15 protein-coding genes are annotated in these 16,468 nt (G+C 73.2%); 14 read left to right on the forward strand and 1 reads right to left on the reverse strand.

From position 1 onward, the window contains the following. Positions 1-119: 119 nt before the first annotated feature. Positions 120-1,415 (reverse strand): extracellular solute-binding protein, encoded by a 1,296-nt coding sequence (locus tag ACFWV2_RS11765; RefSeq protein ID WP_384404847.1) that lies wholly within the window; start codon positions 1,413-1,415, stop codon positions 120-122. Positions 1,416-1,699: 284 nt separating this feature from the next. On the opposite strand from ACFWV2_RS11765, the gene ACFWV2_RS11770 reads away from it, so the two are divergent. The 14 genes from ACFWV2_RS11770 (at position 1,700) to ACFWV2_RS11835 (ending at position 16,365) form a co-directional block, all read left to right on the forward strand. Continuing rightward, positions 1,700-2,464, forward strand: a complete 765-nt coding sequence (locus tag ACFWV2_RS11770; RefSeq protein ID WP_384404897.1) for a GntR family transcriptional regulator — start codon at positions 1,700-1,702, stop codon at positions 2,462-2,464. A gap of 437 nt (positions 2,465-2,901) precedes the next feature. Further along, positions 2,902-3,102 carry a hypothetical protein gene (locus ACFWV2_RS11775; RefSeq protein ID WP_384404848.1) on the forward strand — a complete coding sequence of 67 codons (201 nt, stop codon included), beginning with the start codon at positions 2,902-2,904 and terminating at the stop codon, positions 3,100-3,102. Positions 3,103-3,128: 26 nt separating this feature from the next. Next, positions 3,129-3,404, forward strand: a complete 276-nt coding sequence (locus ACFWV2_RS11780; RefSeq protein ID WP_384404849.1) for a hypothetical protein — start codon at positions 3,129-3,131, stop codon at positions 3,402-3,404. A gap of 38 nt (positions 3,405-3,442) precedes the next feature. Continuing rightward, on the forward strand, positions 3,443-4,495 hold the full coding sequence (locus tag ACFWV2_RS11785; protein WP_384404850.1) for a glycosyltransferase family 2 protein: 1,053 nt from the start codon (positions 3,443-3,445) through the stop codon (positions 4,493-4,495). A 43-nt stretch (positions 4,496-4,538) separates the two neighbouring features. After that, positions 4,539-5,501: a UbiA prenyltransferase family protein gene (locus ACFWV2_RS11790; protein ID WP_384404851.1), complete on the forward strand. Its 963-nt coding sequence runs from the start codon at positions 4,539-4,541 to the stop codon at positions 5,499-5,501. Between the two features lie 7 nt (positions 5,502-5,508). After that, positions 5,509-6,516, forward strand: coding sequence for a lysylphosphatidylglycerol synthase domain-containing protein (locus tag ACFWV2_RS11795; protein ID WP_384404852.1), 1,008 nt, complete (start codon positions 5,509-5,511; stop codon positions 6,514-6,516). A 10-nt stretch (positions 6,517-6,526) separates the two neighbouring features. Continuing rightward, on the forward strand, positions 6,527-7,957 hold the full coding sequence (locus ACFWV2_RS11800) for an aspartate aminotransferase family protein (RefSeq protein ID WP_384404853.1): 1,431 nt from the start codon (positions 6,527-6,529) through the stop codon (positions 7,955-7,957). Beyond that, positions 7,951-9,018 (forward strand): NAD-dependent epimerase/dehydratase family protein, encoded by a 1,068-nt coding sequence (locus ACFWV2_RS11805; RefSeq protein ID WP_384404854.1) that lies wholly within the window; start codon positions 7,951-7,953, stop codon positions 9,016-9,018. Before ACFWV2_RS11800 ends, ACFWV2_RS11805 begins: the two co-directional genes overlap by 7 nt. 12 nt (positions 9,019-9,030) lie before the next feature. Next, the gene (locus ACFWV2_RS11810; RefSeq protein ID WP_384404855.1) at positions 9,031-10,074 is read left to right on the forward strand and encodes a glycosyltransferase family 2 protein; all 1,044 of its coding nucleotides are present in this window, start codon (positions 9,031-9,033) and stop codon (positions 10,072-10,074) included. Then, on the forward strand, positions 10,067-11,194 hold the full coding sequence (locus tag ACFWV2_RS11815; RefSeq protein WP_384404856.1) for an endonuclease/exonuclease/phosphatase family protein: 1,128 nt from the start codon (positions 10,067-10,069) through the stop codon (positions 11,192-11,194). The genes ACFWV2_RS11810 and ACFWV2_RS11815 overlap by 8 nt, the downstream gene beginning before the upstream one ends. A 4-nt stretch (positions 11,195-11,198) precedes the next feature. After that, positions 11,199-12,242 carry an endonuclease/exonuclease/phosphatase family protein gene (locus ACFWV2_RS11820; RefSeq protein WP_384404857.1) on the forward strand — a complete coding sequence of 348 codons (1,044 nt, stop codon included), beginning with the start codon at positions 11,199-11,201 and terminating at the stop codon, positions 12,240-12,242. Between the two features lie 20 nt (positions 12,243-12,262). Then, complete coding sequence (locus tag ACFWV2_RS11825) at positions 12,263-13,228, forward strand: aldo/keto reductase (protein WP_384404858.1); 966 nt, start codon at positions 12,263-12,265, stop codon at positions 13,226-13,228. Beyond that, positions 13,218-15,281: a hypothetical protein gene (locus ACFWV2_RS11830; protein WP_384404859.1), complete on the forward strand. Its 2,064-nt coding sequence runs from the start codon at positions 13,218-13,220 to the stop codon at positions 15,279-15,281. The genes ACFWV2_RS11825 and ACFWV2_RS11830 overlap by 11 nt, the downstream gene beginning before the upstream one ends. 100 nt (positions 15,282-15,381) lie before the next feature. Beyond that, complete coding sequence (locus tag ACFWV2_RS11835) at positions 15,382-16,365, forward strand: LuxR C-terminal-related transcriptional regulator (protein ID WP_384404860.1); 984 nt, start codon at positions 15,382-15,384, stop codon at positions 16,363-16,365. Positions 16,366-16,468: the final 103 nt, after the last annotated feature.

Below are 16,468 nucleotides of genomic sequence, written 5' to 3' on the forward strand. Positions count from 1 at the left end.
CTCGGCCGCCCCCGCCCCGCCGGGCGCGGCCCGGGGGGCGGGCCCCTCGTTATCAGTTGTGCGCCCACCCGGCCGGGGCGGGGGGGCTCCCCCCCCCCCCCCCACCACCGGGCCACCGACTACTGCTGGTTGAGGCGCTCGTTGATGATCTTGTCGGCCGCCTCGCCGGCGGCCTTGGGGTCGCCACCCTTCAGGACCTTGGTCATGAAGTCCTTGATCGGGTTCGGGGCGGTCTCGACGTTCGCCCAGCCCGGGGTCACCGGGGTGACCTTGCCGGAGGCGGACGAGAGGGCCATGGCCTCGGCGAAGGAGCCCGCGGCCGGCTTGAACTGCGCGGCGTCGGTGTTCGGAAGCAGCGCGCCTTCGGTGGCGGCGGCGTACTTCGTCATGAAGTCCTTGCCGGCGGCGAGGGCCAGCCACTCCTTCGCGAGGTCCTTGTTCGGGGAGCGCTCGGCGATGGCGAGGTTGGAGCCGCCGAGGAAGACGGAGCCCGGCTTGTCGGCGGTCTTGCCCGGGATCGGGAAGTAGCCGAAGTCAGCGGTCTTGCCCGCCTTCTTCATGGCGTCGATCGCGCCGCCGGCCTCCCAGCCGAGACCGATCCAGGACGCGACGCCGCCCTTGGGGACGATGTCGGTGGACTGCTGCGGGGTCGCCTCGTCCTTGTCCTTGGGAGCGGTGGAGTAGGACGCCAGCTCCTTGTAGAAGTTCACGGCGTTGACGGCCTCGGGGGAGGACAGGTTGCCCTTCCACTTGTCGCCGTCCTTGACCGCGAGGTCGCTGCCCTCGTCCCAGATGAGGCCGGCGAGGACGTACCAGGACTGACCCGGCAGGTAGATCGCCTGCGACTTGGGGTCGGAGGCCTTGAGCTTCTTCAGACCGTCGATCCACTCGGCGCGGGTCTTCGGCGGAGTGACCCCGGCCTTCTTGAAGGCGGCCTTGTCGTAGACGACGACGCGGTTGGCGGCGTACCACGGGGCGGAGTAGAGCTTGCCGTCCAGCTCGTTGGAGGCGACCATGCCCTTGTTCCAGGCGTCGTAGCCCAGGGTGGCCTTGTCGCCGGTCAGGTCGGCGAGGCCGCCGGTGACGGCGTAGCCCGCGGTCTGGGTGTTGCCCAGCTCCAGGACGTCCGGCGGGGTGTCCTCGGAGAGGGCGGTGGTGACCTTCTCCTGGATGCCGTTCCAGATCTGCTTCTCGACCTTGACCTTGACGCCCGGGTGCTTGGCCTCGAAGGCCTTGTTCACCTCGGCCATCCAGGCGTCCGGAGCGGAGCCGTCCATGACCCAGACCGTCAGGGTCTTGTCGCCCCCGGCCGACGCCTTGGCGCCGTCCTTGCCCTTGTCGCTGTCGGAACCACACGCAGCGATAGAGACCATCATGCCTGCGACGCCGATCGCCGCGATGAGCTTGCGCTTCACGCCACCCTCCTCAGGGATGCTGCAACCCCTGCCCACCGCGCGAAGACATACGTCGGGTAGTGCTCGTGGGGCTGGGACCTGGTCTTTAATGGTTTAGACCAGTACCCGGAGCTTGGCCTAGACCTTTAGGGGTGTCAAGGGTGTATAAGAAGGGCAGTCGCGTCCGTTATCGGACCGACACCTGAGGGAGGGCGACGACCCGTGACCGGTCCGTGCCACCATGTGAGCCGCTACAGACGGAGGAGCCGGTGACGGCAGCAGCACAGGAGTCGGGAAGGCAGGCCATGGCCACGGACGCGGGCAGCACGGAGACGGAGGGCGGGACGCCCACCCGTACCGCGCGCGTGCCCAAGTACTACCGACTCAAGAAGCATTTGCTCGACATGACGGAGACCCTGCCGCCCGGCACACCGGTCCCGCCGGAGCGGACGCTCGCCGCCGAGTTCGACACGTCACGGACCACCGTGCGCCAGGCCCTCCAGGAGCTGGTCGTCGAGGGCCGCCTGGAGCGCATCCAGGGCAAGGGCACGTTCGTCGCCAAGCCCAAGGTCTCCCAGGCCCTGCAACTCACCTCCTACACGGAGGACATGCGCGCCCAGGGCCTCGAACCCACCTCGCAGCTCCTCGACATCGGATACGTCACCGCCGACGACACCCTCGCCGGGCTGCTCGACATCTCGACCGGCGGCCGGGTGCTCCGCATCGAGCGCCTGCGGCTCGCGAGCGGCGAGCCCATGGCGATCGAGACCACCCATCTGTCGGCGAAGCGCTTCCCCGCCCTGCGCCGGTCGCTGGTGAAGTACACCTCGCTGTACACCGCGCTCGCGGAGGTCTACGACGTGCACCTCGCCGAGGCCGAGGAGACCATCGAGACCTCCCTCGCCACCCCGCGCGAGGCCGGGCTGCTCGGCACGGACGTGGGCCTGCCGATGCTGATGCTCTCCCGCCACTCCGTGGACGCCGACGGCGAGCCGGTGGAGTGGGTGCGGTCCGTGTACCGCGGCGACCGGTACAAGTTCGTGGCGCGCCTCAAGCGCCCCAACGGCTGACCCCCGCCCCTTCCGTACGCCAGAGCGGCCGCACCCCACCGGGTGCGGCCGTGCCGCGTTTCCGGAGCCGTACGAGGAGACGACGGCCCCGTACGAGGAGGCGTCGACCGCCGTACGAGGAGATGACGCCCCGTACGAGGAGGCCGTCGACCCCCGTACGAGGAGATGACGGCCCCCCGGCACCTTCCGCCTGGCAGGAACGTGACGGCCCCGGGAAACCCCCTGGTGAGCGGAGCGCGGCGGCCGGGCGTACGGCGTGGCTCCTAGCGGCCACGCGGTTGGCGCCAGCCGTTCCCCGGTGACAGGGCACCGCGACCGGGCCAGTCTTGGACCTGTCGGAGCCGCCCGGCAGAGCCCCGGAGCGGCGCCGGGAGAAGCACCCCCGGAAGACCCGCTCCGCGCCGTTCACCCCGTCTCGCCAGGAAGGCACGTCCGCCATGCCCAGCAGCGCCCGTCACGCCACTTTCGTCCGCGTTCAGCTCCGGCCCGTCCTCGCCCTGTTCGTCCCGGCCGCGGCCGCGCTGGCCCTCGTCCTCTCCGCCCAGTCGGCGCCCGGGGCGGCGGTCGTCACCGCCGAGGACGTGACCGCCCCGGCCACGCAGCCCGCCGACAGCGGCGACGGGTTCTCCTGGGGCTGATCGTCATCTACCTCGTCGGCATCTCGATGAGGGCACCGGACGACGAACCCGCACCGGACACCGACCCACCGGCCCCGTCCGCCGCCGCACTCGTCGAGACGCTGCACCGCGTCGCCCGTCCGCAGGACCGCTTCGAGTCCGCACGGGCGCTGGTCCTCGACCGGTCGGTCCGGCTCGCCCTGTACATCCGGGGCCCCGACGAGATCGAGGCCGTCGGCCACGCGCTGCTGCTCTGCCGGCGTCTCCTCGGCCACTCCCCCGCGCTCTCCCGCCACCGCATCGCGGACTTCCGGCTGCTCTGAAGACCCGCGAGATCCCCGCGCCACCCCAAGGAACCCCCATGCCAAGGGCCCGTCCCAGCGTGTCCGTCATCATCCCCAACTACAACTACGAGAAGACCCTCCGCGCCTGTCTGACCTCGGTCTTCGCCCAGAGCCACACCCCGATCGACGTGATCGTCGTCGACGACGCGAGCACCGACGCGTCCCGGGACATCGCCCGCGAGTTCGACGTCGTCCTGATCGCCAACCCCCGCAACAGCGGCGTGTCCACCGCCCGCAACCTCGGCGCCGCCGCCGCCCGGGGCGAGGTCCTCTTCTTCCTCGACTCCGACACGGCGCTCCACCCCGAGGCCCTCGCGAACGCCGCCGACCTGCTCCGGGACGACCCCGGTCTGGGCTGCGTCCACGGGGTCCTCGACCCCGAACCGCTCTTCGACGACGGCCCCGTGGAGCGCTACCACGCCCTCCACGCCCACTTCTGGCGCCGCCGGGCCGTCGGCGAGGTCCGGACCGCCTTCTTCGCCCTCGGCGCGATCCGCAAGGACGTCTTCGAGGCGACCGGCCCCTTCGACGAGAACCTCCGGGACTCGGAGGACGTCGAGTACAGCGGCCGGCTCGTCCGGACCCACCGCATCCTGATGACCGAGGCCATCCGCGGCCGGCACGACGACGTCGACCGGCTCGGGGACATGCTCCGTGAGCAGTACCGGCGTTCACAGCTCCTCATCGCGGCGCTCGGGCAGATACGGGAAGGCGGCCTCACCGCCAACCGGCCGCTCGGCGTCCTGGCCGCCGCGCTCACGCTCCCCACCCTGCCGTTCGGCCTGCTCACGCCCTGGCTGCTGCTCGTCCCGGCCGTGTGCGTGCTCCTCTTCGCCTGCGCCGACCCGGGCCTGAGCCGGTTCGCGCTCCGGACGCGGGGACCCGCCTTCCTCCTGTACTTCACCGCCGTCCACTTCGTGCTGCACCAGGCGATCGTGCTCGGCGCGGCGCGCGGCGCCGTCCGCCGGCTCACCGAGCCGGACTTCGGGCCGAGCGGACGCCGCCGTGTCGAGGACGTCCCGGGAGACCGCCCCGGGGCCCCCGCCGCCACCCCCACGACCACCGGGTGACCTCCGCCGACCCCCGTACGTCCCTCCCCTCAGGAGCCCGTTCATGGCCACGCCCACGCTCACCGGCCCCCAGGCGCCGACGGCCCGCCCGCCGGCCTCCCGACCCCCCAGTCGCCTCGCCGACCTCACCGCACTCGTCCGCCCGGGACAGTGGACGAAGAACCTGGTCGTCGTCCCGCTCGGACTGCTCGGCGCTCCCCGGCTCGACGCCGGAGCGCTCGGCGGGGCCGCGGCCGCGATCGGCGTCTTCACCCTCGCGTCCGCGCTGATCTACCTGGTCAACGACATCGGCGACCGGGACCGCGACCGCCGGCACCCGGAGAAGCGGCACCGGGCGATCGCCGCCGGTCGGATCGGCGTCGCCACCGCCGTCACCTTCGCCGCCGCCCTCGCCCTCCTCCTCGCGGCGACGGTCGCCCTGACGGTGACCACCGGCACGGCCTCGCTCGTGGACTGGTGGCCGGTCGCCGCGTACGTCGCGCTCAACGCCGCGTACAGCAAGGGCCTCAAGCACGTACCGCTGCTCGACGTCTTCATCGTCGCGCTCGGATTCGTCCTGCGCCTCGCCCAGGGCTGCCTGGCCTCGGGCAACCCGGTGCCCAGCTGGCTCGCCCTCTGCGTCCTCTCCCTCTGCCTGCTCCTGATCCTGGGCAAGCGGCGCCACGAGATGGCGGTCGGCGGGGTCCTGCACCGGCCCGCGCTGCGCGGCTACACCCTCGGCTTCCTCGACCAGCTGCTCGCCTTCACCGCGGTCCTCACGGCGGTCAGCTACGTCCTGCACGTGCGGGACAGTCCGGTCTTCGGCCCGCACGGCCCGCTGGTCGCCGTGTTCACCGCCCCGTTCGCGCTGTTCGGGCTCGCCCGCTACCTCCAGCTGCTCGTGGTCGACGCGGGCGGCGGCAACCCCTCACGGGCCCTGTTCAGCGACCGGATGACCGTCTCCAACGCCCTGCTCTGGTCGGCGCTGCTCGCCGGCGCGTGGCCGCTCAGCCACCTCGGCGCGTGAGGCGGTCATGACGACCACCGCCCCGGCCGCGGAGACGGCCACGCCCTCGACCGGGCCCGCCCCCCGGACCCGCCGCGGCCCGATCCGACGCGCCCTCCCCGTCCTCTTCCCCCTCGCCGTCGTCACCGGCATCGGCTTCGCCCTGTACGGCAGGGCCGGCGAGCTCGCCGCGCTCGTCCTGCGGCCCGACTCCGTCCCGTACCTGCTGACCGCGCTCGCCGCCAACGCCCTCGCCGTCCTGCTCTCCATGACCACCTGGCGCACCCTCCTCGCCGACCTGGGCCCCGGGGTGCCGGGCAGGACCGCGACCCGGATCTACTTCACCTCCTACCTCGGCAAGTACGTGCCCGGCGCCGTCTGGGGCGTCCTCGCCCAACTGCGGATGGGCGGGGCGGCAGGCGTCCCGGCACCGGTCGTGCTCGCCGTCTTCCTGCTCAACCTGATCGTGGCCGTCCTCACCGGTCTCGCCGTCGGCCCCCTCGCCGCGCCCTGGACGCTCGGCGCGGAGGCCTGGTGGCTGGTGCTGCCGGGCGCGGTCACCCTCGCCTGGGCCGTACGGCCCGGACTGCTGCACCACCTGGCCGCGTTCGCCGCCCGCCTCGCCCGGCGGCCCGCGCCGTCCACCCGGGCGAGCGACCGGGGCATGCGGCGGGCCCTCGCCTCCGCGACCGCCTCCTGGGCGGTCGGCGGACTGCACCTGTGGGCGCTCGCCGTGATGCTGGGCGCCCCGCCGCTGACCGCGCTGCCGGTCTGCGTGGGCGGCTTCGCCCTCGCCACGGCCGCCGCGAGCCTCGTGGTGGTGCTGCCCGACGGCTGGGGCGCCCGCGAGGCCCTGCTGCTCCTGGCGCTGACCGCCGTCCTGCCCTGGCAGGAGGCGACCGCCGTCGCCGTCGCCAGCCGGGTGGTCTGCACGCTCAGCGAGGTCCTCGTCGGCGGCGCCGCCCTGCTTCTGACCCTCCCCTCCCGTACCTCCCCCGCCTCCCCCACCGGCAAGACGCCCCCACCGACACGTTAGGACCGCGCACATGCCTCCGCTGTACTCCGTCGACGACTGCGAGTCGCTGACGACCAAGCAGGTCCACGGCCTGTACAAGGACCACGTCAACAAGAGCCAGGTCTCCCTGATGACCTCCTTCGGCTTCGGCCAGGAGCTCGTCGAGAGCGCCGAGGGCGTCTGGATCACCCAGCGCGACGGCCGCCGTGTGCTCGACTTCACCGGTGGCGTCGGCGTCCTCAACCACGGCCACAACCACCCCCGGATCCTCGCCGCCCGGCAGCGCTTCCAGGAGCGCAAGAGCATGGAGGTCCACAAGACCTACTTCTCGCCGTACATCGCGGCCCTCGGCCACAACCTCGCCGAGCTGCTGCCCGCCGACCTGACCATGTCCTTCTTCCCCAACTCCGGTGCGGAGGCGGTCGAGGGCGCGGTGAAGCTGGCGTACAAGTACCACGGCGGCCGGCGCTCCCGGGTGCTGCGGGCCGACATCTCCTTCCACGGCAAGCTCCTCGGCTCGGGCAGCCTGACCGGCCAGAACCAGTCCACCTTCCAGTTCCCGGGCATCCCCGGCGTGGGGATCTTCCGGTACGGGGACCTCGACTCGGTCCGGAAGCTGGTCGCGGAACACCGCACCGCCACCGGCGAGTCGGACGTGTACACGATCCTCATCGAGCCGTTGTCGGCGTCCACGATGAACGAGTGCTCGGAGGAGTTCCTGCGCGGGCTGCGGGAGCTGTGCACGGCCGAGGACATCGTGCTGCTCTTCGACGAGATCTACACCGGCTGGGGCAAGACGGGCACCCTCTTCCACTTCATGCGGTACGAGGGCCTGGTCCCCGACATCCTCACCACCTCGAAGTCCTTCGGCGGCGGCAAGTCCTCCATCTCCGCGTTCGTCGCCCGCGAACCCGTCTTCCGCAAGGCCTACGACAACCTCACGGACGCCCTGCTCCAGTCGACGTCGACCACCTACTACGGCTTCGGCGAGGAGGCGGTCACCGCGATCGAGGCGGTCAACGTGGCCGTCGAGGACGACTATCCGGCCCGCGCCCGGGACATCGGGCGGATCCTCGGCCCCGGTCTGGAGCGGATCGCCAAGGAGCACCCGGAGGTGGTGGCCGAGGTCCGCGGCCACGGCGCGCTGCACGGGATCTTCCTGCACAAGGGCCCGAAGGTCCTGGAACTGGTGACGAAGCTGGTGCCGGGCGCGATGACGAAGGACCCGCGCTTCCGCACCAAGCTCATCACCTCCGCGGTGGTCAACGCCCTCTACCGCGACCACGGCGTCTACGCGTACTACACGCTCAACGGCGACAACCCGCTGATGGCCGCCCCCTCACTGGTCGCCGAGCCGCACGAGGTCGAGTTCTTCCTGGACTCCCTCGACAAGACCCTGGCCCAGGGTCTGCCCCGTCTGCTCACCCGTTTCGTCAAGGAGAAGGTGTCGTCGCTGTGGTAGAGCGCATCGTGGTGACCGGCGGTGCCGGCATGCTCGGATCGACGCTGATCGACCGGCTCGTCGGCGACGGCCGACAGGTGCACTGCGTGGACCTGCGGGCCCCGCGCACGGAGCACGCGAACCTGACCCACACGGTCTCGGACATCCGGGACGCCGTCACGATGAAGCGGGTCACGGCGGACGCCGACGTGGTGGTCCACTGCGCGGCGGCCCTGCCCAGCTACCCCGCCGACACCATCCGGTCGGTCATCGTCGGCGGTACGGAGGCGGTCCTGACGGCGGCCGAGGCGAACGCCGTGCCCCGGGTCGTCCACATCTCCTCGACCGCCGTGTACGGCCTGCCCAAGCGGGTGCCGACCCCGGAGGAGCACCCGCGGGAGCCCGTCGACACCTACAGCGCCGCGAAGGCGGAGGCCGAGGAGGTCGCCGAACGCTTCCGTGGCCGGGGCACGTGCGTGCCGATCCTGCGGCCCAAGACCTTCCTCGGGCCGGGCCGGATGGGCCTGTTCGCGATGCTCTTCGAATGGGCCGACGAGGGCAGGAACTTCCCCGTCCTCGGCCGGGGCGACGTCCGCATCCAGATGTTCGACGTGGACGACCTGGTGGACGCGGTGGTGACCGCGATGGACGCGCCCGCCGAGCGCGCCGACGACACGTTCAACCTCGGGGCCACCGCGTTCGGCACGATACGCGAGGACTTCCAGGCCGTCCTGGACGCCGCGGGACACGGCAAGCGGGTCCGCTCACTGCCCGCGCGGCCCGCCCTCGCCGCTCTCAGCCTGCTCCAGCGCACCGGGCTCTCCCCGGTGTACGGGAGGCTGCTGCACAAGCTCCTCGACGACAGCTTCGTCTCCACCGACAAGGCCCGCGACGTCCTCGGCTTCCGGCCGAAGCACTCCAACCAGGACGCGATCCTGCGCACCTTCGCCTGGTGGCGCGAGCAGCGGCGGACCGCCGCCGCGCTCCCCGCCGCCGCCCGCCCCGCGAAGAAGAGCGAGGGCGTCACCAGTGTCGAACCGTGGCGGCAGGGAGCCCTCTCCCTCGCCAAGGTCCTTTTCTAGGAGAACCCGACCGTGTCCCTTCCCCTGGTCTCCGTCATCGTCCCCAACTACAACTACGGCCGCTCGATCGGCCTCTGCGTCGAGGCCGCCCTCGCCCAGACGTACCCGAACATCGAGGTCCTCGTCGTCGACGACTGCTCCACCGACGACTCCGCCGCCATCGCGGCGGCGGCCGGCGCCCGGGTGGTGTCCACCGGCGTCAACAGCGGGGTCGCGGTCGCCCGCAACCTCGGCGCCGAACTGTCCTCGGGCGAGATCCTGGTCTTCCTCGACTCCGACGTGGCCATGCACCCGGACGCCGTCGCGAAGTCGGTCGAGCTGCTCGGATCCGGACAGGGGTACGGGGCGATCTGCGGCACCTACGAGCCGGAACCCCTGATCCGCGACAGCCTGATCGAGGAGTACCGCTCGCTCCAGCAGTACTACCTGCTGCTGAGGTCCGAAGGAGTCATCGACACCGTCCACACCGCGATCCTGGCGATCCCGCGGCGGGTCTTCGACGAGGTGGGACCGTTCAACCCGATCCTGCGGCACACCGAGGACCAGGACTACGGGCGGCGCATCTCGGAGCGGTACACGGTCCTCAGCTCCCTGGAGGTGCTCGGCCGGCACGACCACGACGACACCGTGCGGATCGTCCTCGGCAAGGTCTTCGCCCGCGCGCGGCTCGCCGTACCGCTCATCCTGAGCCGCCGGGCGCTCCAGGGCGGCTTCGTCACCGGTCCACGGGCGGGCGCGAGCCTCGCCGCCCCGCTGACGGTGGCCGCGCTGGCCGCCCCGCCGCTGTGGGGCGTGGGATGGGCGCTGCTGCCGCTCGCCCTGTTCGCGCTGGGCGTGTGGGGCGATCTGGACATGTACCGGGTGGTGCGGCGGCATCGGGGGCGCGCGTTCCTCGGGTACTTCGTGGCGGTCAACTTCCTGGTGAACCTGACGGTGTGCGCGGCGATCGGGGTGGCGGGCGCGCAGTGGCTGTGCTCGAAGCGGTTCCGGCACCTGTACGACCCGCAGCCCCGCCCCGACCTCCCGCGCCTGGCGACGGAGGCGTCCCGTGGCTGACACGCTCGCACCGGCGCCCGTACGCGAGACCGGGCAGCCAGCCGCTCCCTCCCCCCGGCGGCGGCGCGACCGGCTCGTCCTCGGCGCGGCCCTGGCCTGGCCGGTGCTGCTGCTCGTGGAGTGGGCGGCGGACGGCCGGATCTGGCTCGGGCACCTGGTGGGCATCGTCCCGCCGGCCGCCTTCGTCCTGGTCCCGCTGCTGCTCGCGGCCCTCGCCGCCCTCGCCCGGGGCGCCGCCCGGTGGCGGAGCCTGGCGGCCGCCGTGCTCGCGCTCGCCGTGGGCTTCGGGCAGTCGGGCTTCGACCCGGCGGCGCTGTGGCGGGCGGAGCCGAGGCCGGGCCCGGACTCCGTGCGGGTCTTCGCCTGGAACACCAACTCGTGGAACCAGCTCCTCGGCACGCAGGACCACTTCTACGCCTTCCTGAAGGCGAAGGACGCGGACGTCTACCTGCTGCACGAGTACCAGCACGTGACCGACGACCGGAAGGGCAGGCTGCCCGTCGACGACCTGGCACGGCTGCGCCGGGAGTTCCCCGGCCACCAGGTCGCGGTCCGGGGCGAGCTGGTGACGCTCTCCCGCTTCCCGATCGTGCGGCAGCCGGCCGTCGGCCCGGCCGGGGACCTGCCGCCCGGCGCGGACTGGGCGGCGGAGTACCGGGCGAACAAGGTGCTGCGGACGGACGTGCTGGTCAGGGGCCGGACGGTGTCCTTCTACAACGTGCACATGCCGGTGTGGAACAGCATGCCGGACGGGCTCCTGTCCGCCGCCTTCTACCGTCACATGCGGGAGCGGTTCGCCCCCCGCAAGGCCCAGTACGCGGGCCTGGAGGCCGACCTGGCGGCCAACCGCAACCCGGTGGTGGTGGCCGGCGACTTCAACGCGACGGCGGCGATGTCCGACCTCGACCCCCTGCGGGAGCGTCTCGACGACGCGGCGGACGTGAGCACCGACCCGTACCCCACGAGCTGGGAGGAGGGCGGGTGGAAGCCCTTCTGGCGGACCGACTGGGCGTTCACCGGGAACGGCGCGAGGGCCGAGCGGTACGTGTTCGGCGAGCCGGAGGAGCTGTCCGACCACGCGGTGCAGGACCTGTGGGTGTCCCTGCCGGGGAACGGGTGAGGACGTGGTGCTGTCCTGCGCCCTGGTCTGGGCGGGATTCCTCGCCCTGCACCTCGCGCTCAACGGGCGGTGGTGGCCCTGGCTCGCGGTCTCCCTGATCCCGCCGGTGACCTTCGCGGCCGTGCCGCTGGCCGTGCTCGCCTGCGCCGCCGCCACCGGCGGGCGGGGGGCGGCGGCGCTCGCCGCCGGCTGCCTGCTCGCGGGCTGGTCGCAGAACGGGGTCAACACGCGGGCGCTCCTCCCCGGCGCAGACCGCGCAGACCTCAGCGGCCGCACCGACCACACCGACCTGGGCGGTCGCCCCCGCCGGGCCCGTGCGGGGGACGGCGGGCCTCGGCTGGTGTCCTGGAACACCCAGCACTGGAACCAGGGCGGCGACCCGGACCGCTTCTACGCCTTCCTGCGCGGGCTCACGGCCGACGTCTACGTCCTCCAGGAGTACCTGAACGGCTTCGAGGGCGGCGAGGTCTGGGACATCGACGACGAGGAGCGGCTCCGCGCCTCGTTCCCCGGCCACCACCTGGCCGTCGGAAACAACTCGGTGACGCTGTCCCGGTTCCCGTCCGTCGGGCCGCCCACGCCGGTCGGCGCCTGCTCGCTCCGGGTGGACCTGCGGATCGGCGACGGGATCCTGTCCACGTACAACGTGCACATCCCCGTACAGCTGACCGTGATGAATCCCCTGCGTCCTGCCTTCCTCCGGGACATGCGGCGCCGGGCCGCCGCCCGCGACCGGGAGTACGCGGCGCTCGTCGCCGACCTGCGGGGCAACCCGCACCCGGTCGTGGTGACCGGTGACTTCAACACCAGCGCGGCCATCGGGGACATCCGCCGGATGCCCGCATCGCTGCGGGACGCCATCGGAGCCTGCCGCTCGGTCCTCCCCGCCAGCTGGAACGCCCGCGCCCGGCTGCGGCTGTGGCGGATCGACTGGGCGTTCACCGGCGGCGGCGCCCGGGTCGGCTCGTACCGCTTCCGGGACGCGCAGGGCCTCTCGGACCACCTGGTCCAGGAGCTGACCCTGACCGTGCCCCGCGAGAACCACTGACGAGAGAAAGGCATCAACTGATGGAGTACACGCGTCTGGGCGGCCCCGAGGGACCGCGCGTCAGCACGCTGTGCCTGGGCACCCTGCCGTTCGGCACCCGGATCGACGAGGCCGCCGCCTTCGCCGTCCTCGACCGCTTCCACGAGGCCGGCGGCACCTTCGTCGACACCGCCAACACCTACGCCTTCTGGGAGCCGGGCGCGACCGGCGCCGAGAGCGAGCTGCTCATCGGCCGCTGGCTGCGCAGCCGGGGCGTACGGGACGAGATGGTGATCGCCACGAAGGTCGGCGCCCTGCCGGACCCGCCGGGCTCGGCCTGGCCGGAGTACGCGGAGGGCCTCTCGGCCCCGGTGCTGCGCCGCCAGGTGGAGGAGAGCCTGAGGAACCTGGGCACGGACCGGATCGATCTCTACTACGCGCACATCGACGACCGGGCGACCCCGGTCGCGGAGACGATGGGTGCCTTCGGCGAGCTGAGGGACGCGGGGAAGATCGGCCGGGCCGGCTGCTCCAACTTCGCGGCCTGGCGGATCGAGGAGTCGCGGGGCGCGGCGGTCGCCGCGAGGGTGCCGGACTACGCGGCCGTGCAGCAGCGCTACACCTATCTGCGGCCGCGTCCGGGCGCGGAGTTCGGGGTGAACCCGCACGCCTCGGACGAGTTGCTCGACTATCTGGGGACGCGGCCGGAGCTGACGTTCACCGCGTACACGACCCAGCTGACGGGGGCGTACACCGATCCGGGCAAGGAGGTGCCGGAGCAGTACCGGCACGCGGGCTCCGAGCGGCGCCTCAAGGTCCTCGCGGAGGTCGCGGCGGAGCTGGGGGTGACCGCGAACCAGGTGGTCCTGGCCTGGGCCCTCGGCGGCGAGCTGCCGGTCCTGCCGGTGATCGGGGCGAGTTCGCCGGCGCAGCTGGACGAGTCGCTCGGCGCGGTGGGGCTGCGGCTCGACGCGGAGCTGAGGAAGCGGCTCGACGATGTCGACTGAACGGGCCTCCGCCGTGACGGCGTTCGCGCTCCGGCACCGGGTGGCCGTCATCGTGGTGTGGTCACTCGTGCTGCTGCTCGGCGGTGCGGCGGCGGTCGCGGGCCTCGGCCGGCTCGACCAGTCCTTCACCGCGTCCGGCGGGCCGGGTCACCGCGCGAACCAGGCGGTCCAGGAGCGGTACGGGAACGGGGCGGCCGTCGCCCCGCTGGTCGCCGTCGTCGTCTGGCCGGCGGGGACGGACGTACGGGCCCCGGCCACGGCGGCGCGGGTCGCGTCCGCCGTCGGGCGGGCGGCGGGCCCGGGAGCGCGGACGGTGTCGTACGCGGGCACGGGCGACGAGGGGTTCGTCGGGGCGGACGGCAGGACCGTGTACGCGCTGGTGTACCCGGGCGCCGGGAAGCCGGACCTGGCGGGGCTCACGGCCGTCGAGGAGGCGGCCGGCACCCTGCGTACCGGAGTGCGGTCGGCCCTGCCCGAGGCCCGGGTCGAGGTGACGGGTGTGTTGCCCCTCCAGCACGACAGCGCGGTGGCGGGGCCGGGGGCGTGGGCCCTCGCGGCGAAGGCGGCCTGTGCGCTCGGGCTGGTCGCGCTCCTCGTCCTGGCGTTCCGCTCGCCGGGTGGGGCCCTGGCCCCGCTGCTGCTCGCCGCGGCGACGTCGGTGGGGGCGCTGGTCCTGGTGGAGGCGGTCGCCGGGTTCACCGAGATCAGCTTCGTCGTCGTGTACCTGGTGCCGGTCACGGCGCTGGTGCTCGCGGTGCACCGCTGGGCGCAGCCGCCGGGGACCGCGGCCCGGTCCGCGGTGGCGGGCGGTGCGGCGGGGGCGGCGGCCTGCGCGGTCCTCGCGCTCTTCCCGGCCGCGTTCCTGCGCTCGGTCGGGACCGCGGGGCTCGCGGTGTGCGCGGTGGGCACGGCGGCGGCCCTGACCCTGGCGCCGGTCCTCCGCTCGAAGACGCCACGGATCGACGCGTCACGGCCCGGCCGGCGCTCCCGTGCCGTCCCCGCCGCGCTCGGTCTGACGCTCCTCGTCCTGCTGACCGGCGCGGCCACGCAGCTGAGAGTGGGCAATCCGGAGGCCCGTGCCCTGGTGGCGAGCGGCCCCGCCCGGGACGGTCTGGACCTGCTCGCCGCGGCCGGGGTGCCGACGGGGGCGCTGAACCCCCTGGAGGTCCTCGTGCCCGAGGGCGTGGACGCGGAGGCGGTGGCCGCGCGGGCGGCCCGGGTGCCGGGGGTGCTGCTGGCGGCGGCGCCGACGGACGCCGGGTGGCGCCGCGCCGGTTCGGCGGTGGTCGTGGTCGTGCCGGAGGAGGAACCGATGACGGCGGCGGGCGCCATGACGGTGACGGCCCTGCGCGCGACCCTCGCGGGCGCGGGACGGGGCGGCGCGGGGACGGGACTCGACGGCAGCACAGGCACGGGCGCGGGTGCGGGTGCGGGACCCGACGGCACGGGCGCGGGCGCGGGACCCGCCGGCGCGGGGACGGGCGCGGGTGCGGGACCCGGCGGCGCGGGTGCGGGCCCGGACCGTCCCGTCCTCGTCGGCGGTTCGGGCGTGGTGGACCGCGACCTCGTGGACGGGGTCTACGGGCTCCTGCCGTACGCGGTCCCGGCAGCGGCCCTGGCGGCGTTCGGCGTGCTCGTGGCCTTCACCGCGGCGGGCGCGGCCGCCCGCGCCGTGGCCGGCGCCCTGCTCGCCGCCACCGCGTCGGCGGGGGCCCTCACCGTCCTGTGGCAGTGGGGCCCCGCGGACACCGGCGCGGTGACGGGCTGGGTCCCCCTCGTCGTGGGCGTGTTCGCCTTCTGCGTCTCCCTCGACCGGGCGGTCGCCTCGGCGGCGGGCGGTCCGCCGTGGGCGGGTCCGGTGGCGGCGGGCGCGGGCGCGCTCGCGGTGCTCGCCGTCGGGATCGGTCCGCAGGTCGAACTGGCGCTGCTCGTCTCGGGGTTCGCGATGGCGGGGACGCTGGACGCGCTGGGCGGCCGACGGCTCACCGCACGGGGGTCCGGACCGACGGGCGGACCGGCCGTCGTACCCCGGAGTTCATCCCAATTGGTCTAGACCTAGACAGTGTCTCGCGCTTAGCATCGACGACCGCGATCACCAACGCGTTCGATCGCGCGACGGCACGTGACGACGGGGACGACGGGGGAGATGACGGATGTTGGAGGCGCTCGGCATAAAGGAGTCGACGGAGGCCGTCTACCGCCTGCTCCTGGAGCGGCCCGAGTACGACGTGACGGAGATGGCGGCCCACCTCGGCCGCCCCGAACCAGAGGTCCGCGAGGCGCTCGCCTGCCTCGCGGACCTCAAGCTCGTCCTCATGGACGACTCCTCGGGCGAGGTCGAGCCCTTCAACCCGGATGTCGGTTTCTCCTTCCTGCTGTCCCGCGCCGAAGCCGAACTGAGCAAGCGGAAACGCCAGGTCGAGCAGGCCGGCCGGGCCGTGGCGGGCATTCTCGCCTCGTACGCCGACCACGCCGAACCGGGCGTCCGGCACGACCTCGTGGACCGCATCACCGGCCTCGACAACGTCCGCGAACGCCTTGAGGACCTGGCCGCGAACGCCCGCACCGAGTGCCTCTCGCTCCTCCCGGGCGGGGCGCAGCTCCCCGACACGATGGACGCGAGCCAGCCGCTCGACCAACTGGCCCTGGAACGCGGTGTGCGGATCCGGTCGATCTACCAGGAGAGCTTCCGCAACGACCCGCCGACCGTCGAGTACGTCCGCTGGTACTGCGAACTCGGCGGCGAGGCCCGGACCGTGCCCGTGGTCCCGATGCTCATGGTGATCGTCGACCGCGAGGCCGCGCTCGTCCCCGTCGACCCGGAGGACGGGCGCGCGGGCGCCCTCGAAGTCCGCAGCCCCGGGCTCGTGCACGCGCTCCTGGTGCTCTTCGACCGCCTGTGGGACACCGGAACCCCGTTCGGCGAGACCCCGCGCCGGGACGCGCACGACCTGTCGCCGCAGGAGCGGGAGTTGCTCATGCTGCTCGGCATCGGCTGCACGGACGACATCGCCGCCCGGCGGCTCGGGATCTCCCTGCGGACCGTGCGCCGGATGAGTTCGGAGCTGATGAACCGGCTCGGCGCGCGCAGCCGTTTCGAGGCGGGCGTACGGGCCGCCAAGGAGGGCTGGCTCTGACCCGGCGACCCCGACGGCCCCATGAATCACTTCCGTTATGCGGACAGGGGTTCCGTGGAGCGTGGCCGTCCCCTAGATTTCCCCACCATTAACGAGGTGATCA

This window comes from Streptomyces sp. NPDC058671 (assembly GCF_042716475.1).
GTDB lineage: Bacteria > Actinomycetota > Actinomycetes > Streptomycetales > Streptomycetaceae > Streptomyces.

Coding starts and splice junctions, on each gene's coding strand:
- ACFWV2_RS11790 (WP_384404851.1), top strand. CDS start 4,539: ATGGCCACGCCCACGCTCACCGGCCCCCAGGCGCCGACGGCCCGCCCG.
- ACFWV2_RS11800 (WP_384404853.1), top strand. CDS start 6,527: ATGCCTCCGCTGTACTCCGTCGACGACTGCGAGTCGCTGACGACCAAG.
- ACFWV2_RS11795 (WP_384404852.1), top strand. CDS start 5,509: ATGACGACCACCGCCCCGGCCGCGGAGACGGCCACGCCCTCGACCGGG.
- ACFWV2_RS11835 (WP_384404860.1), top strand. CDS start 15,382: ATGTTGGAGGCGCTCGGCATAAAGGAGTCGACGGAGGCCGTCTACCGC.
- ACFWV2_RS11825 (WP_384404858.1), top strand. CDS start 12,263: ATGGAGTACACGCGTCTGGGCGGCCCCGAGGGACCGCGCGTCAGCACG.
- ACFWV2_RS11780 (WP_384404849.1), top strand. CDS start 3,129: ATGAGGGCACCGGACGACGAACCCGCACCGGACACCGACCCACCGGCC.
- ACFWV2_RS11785 (WP_384404850.1), top strand. CDS start 3,443: ATGCCAAGGGCCCGTCCCAGCGTGTCCGTCATCATCCCCAACTACAAC.
- ACFWV2_RS11770 (WP_384404897.1), top strand. CDS start 1,700: ATGGCCACGGACGCGGGCAGCACGGAGACGGAGGGCGGGACGCCCACC.
- ACFWV2_RS11830 (WP_384404859.1), top strand. CDS start 13,218: ATGTCGACTGAACGGGCCTCCGCCGTGACGGCGTTCGCGCTCCGGCAC.
- ACFWV2_RS11775 (WP_384404848.1), top strand. CDS start 2,902: ATGCCCAGCAGCGCCCGTCACGCCACTTTCGTCCGCGTTCAGCTCCGG.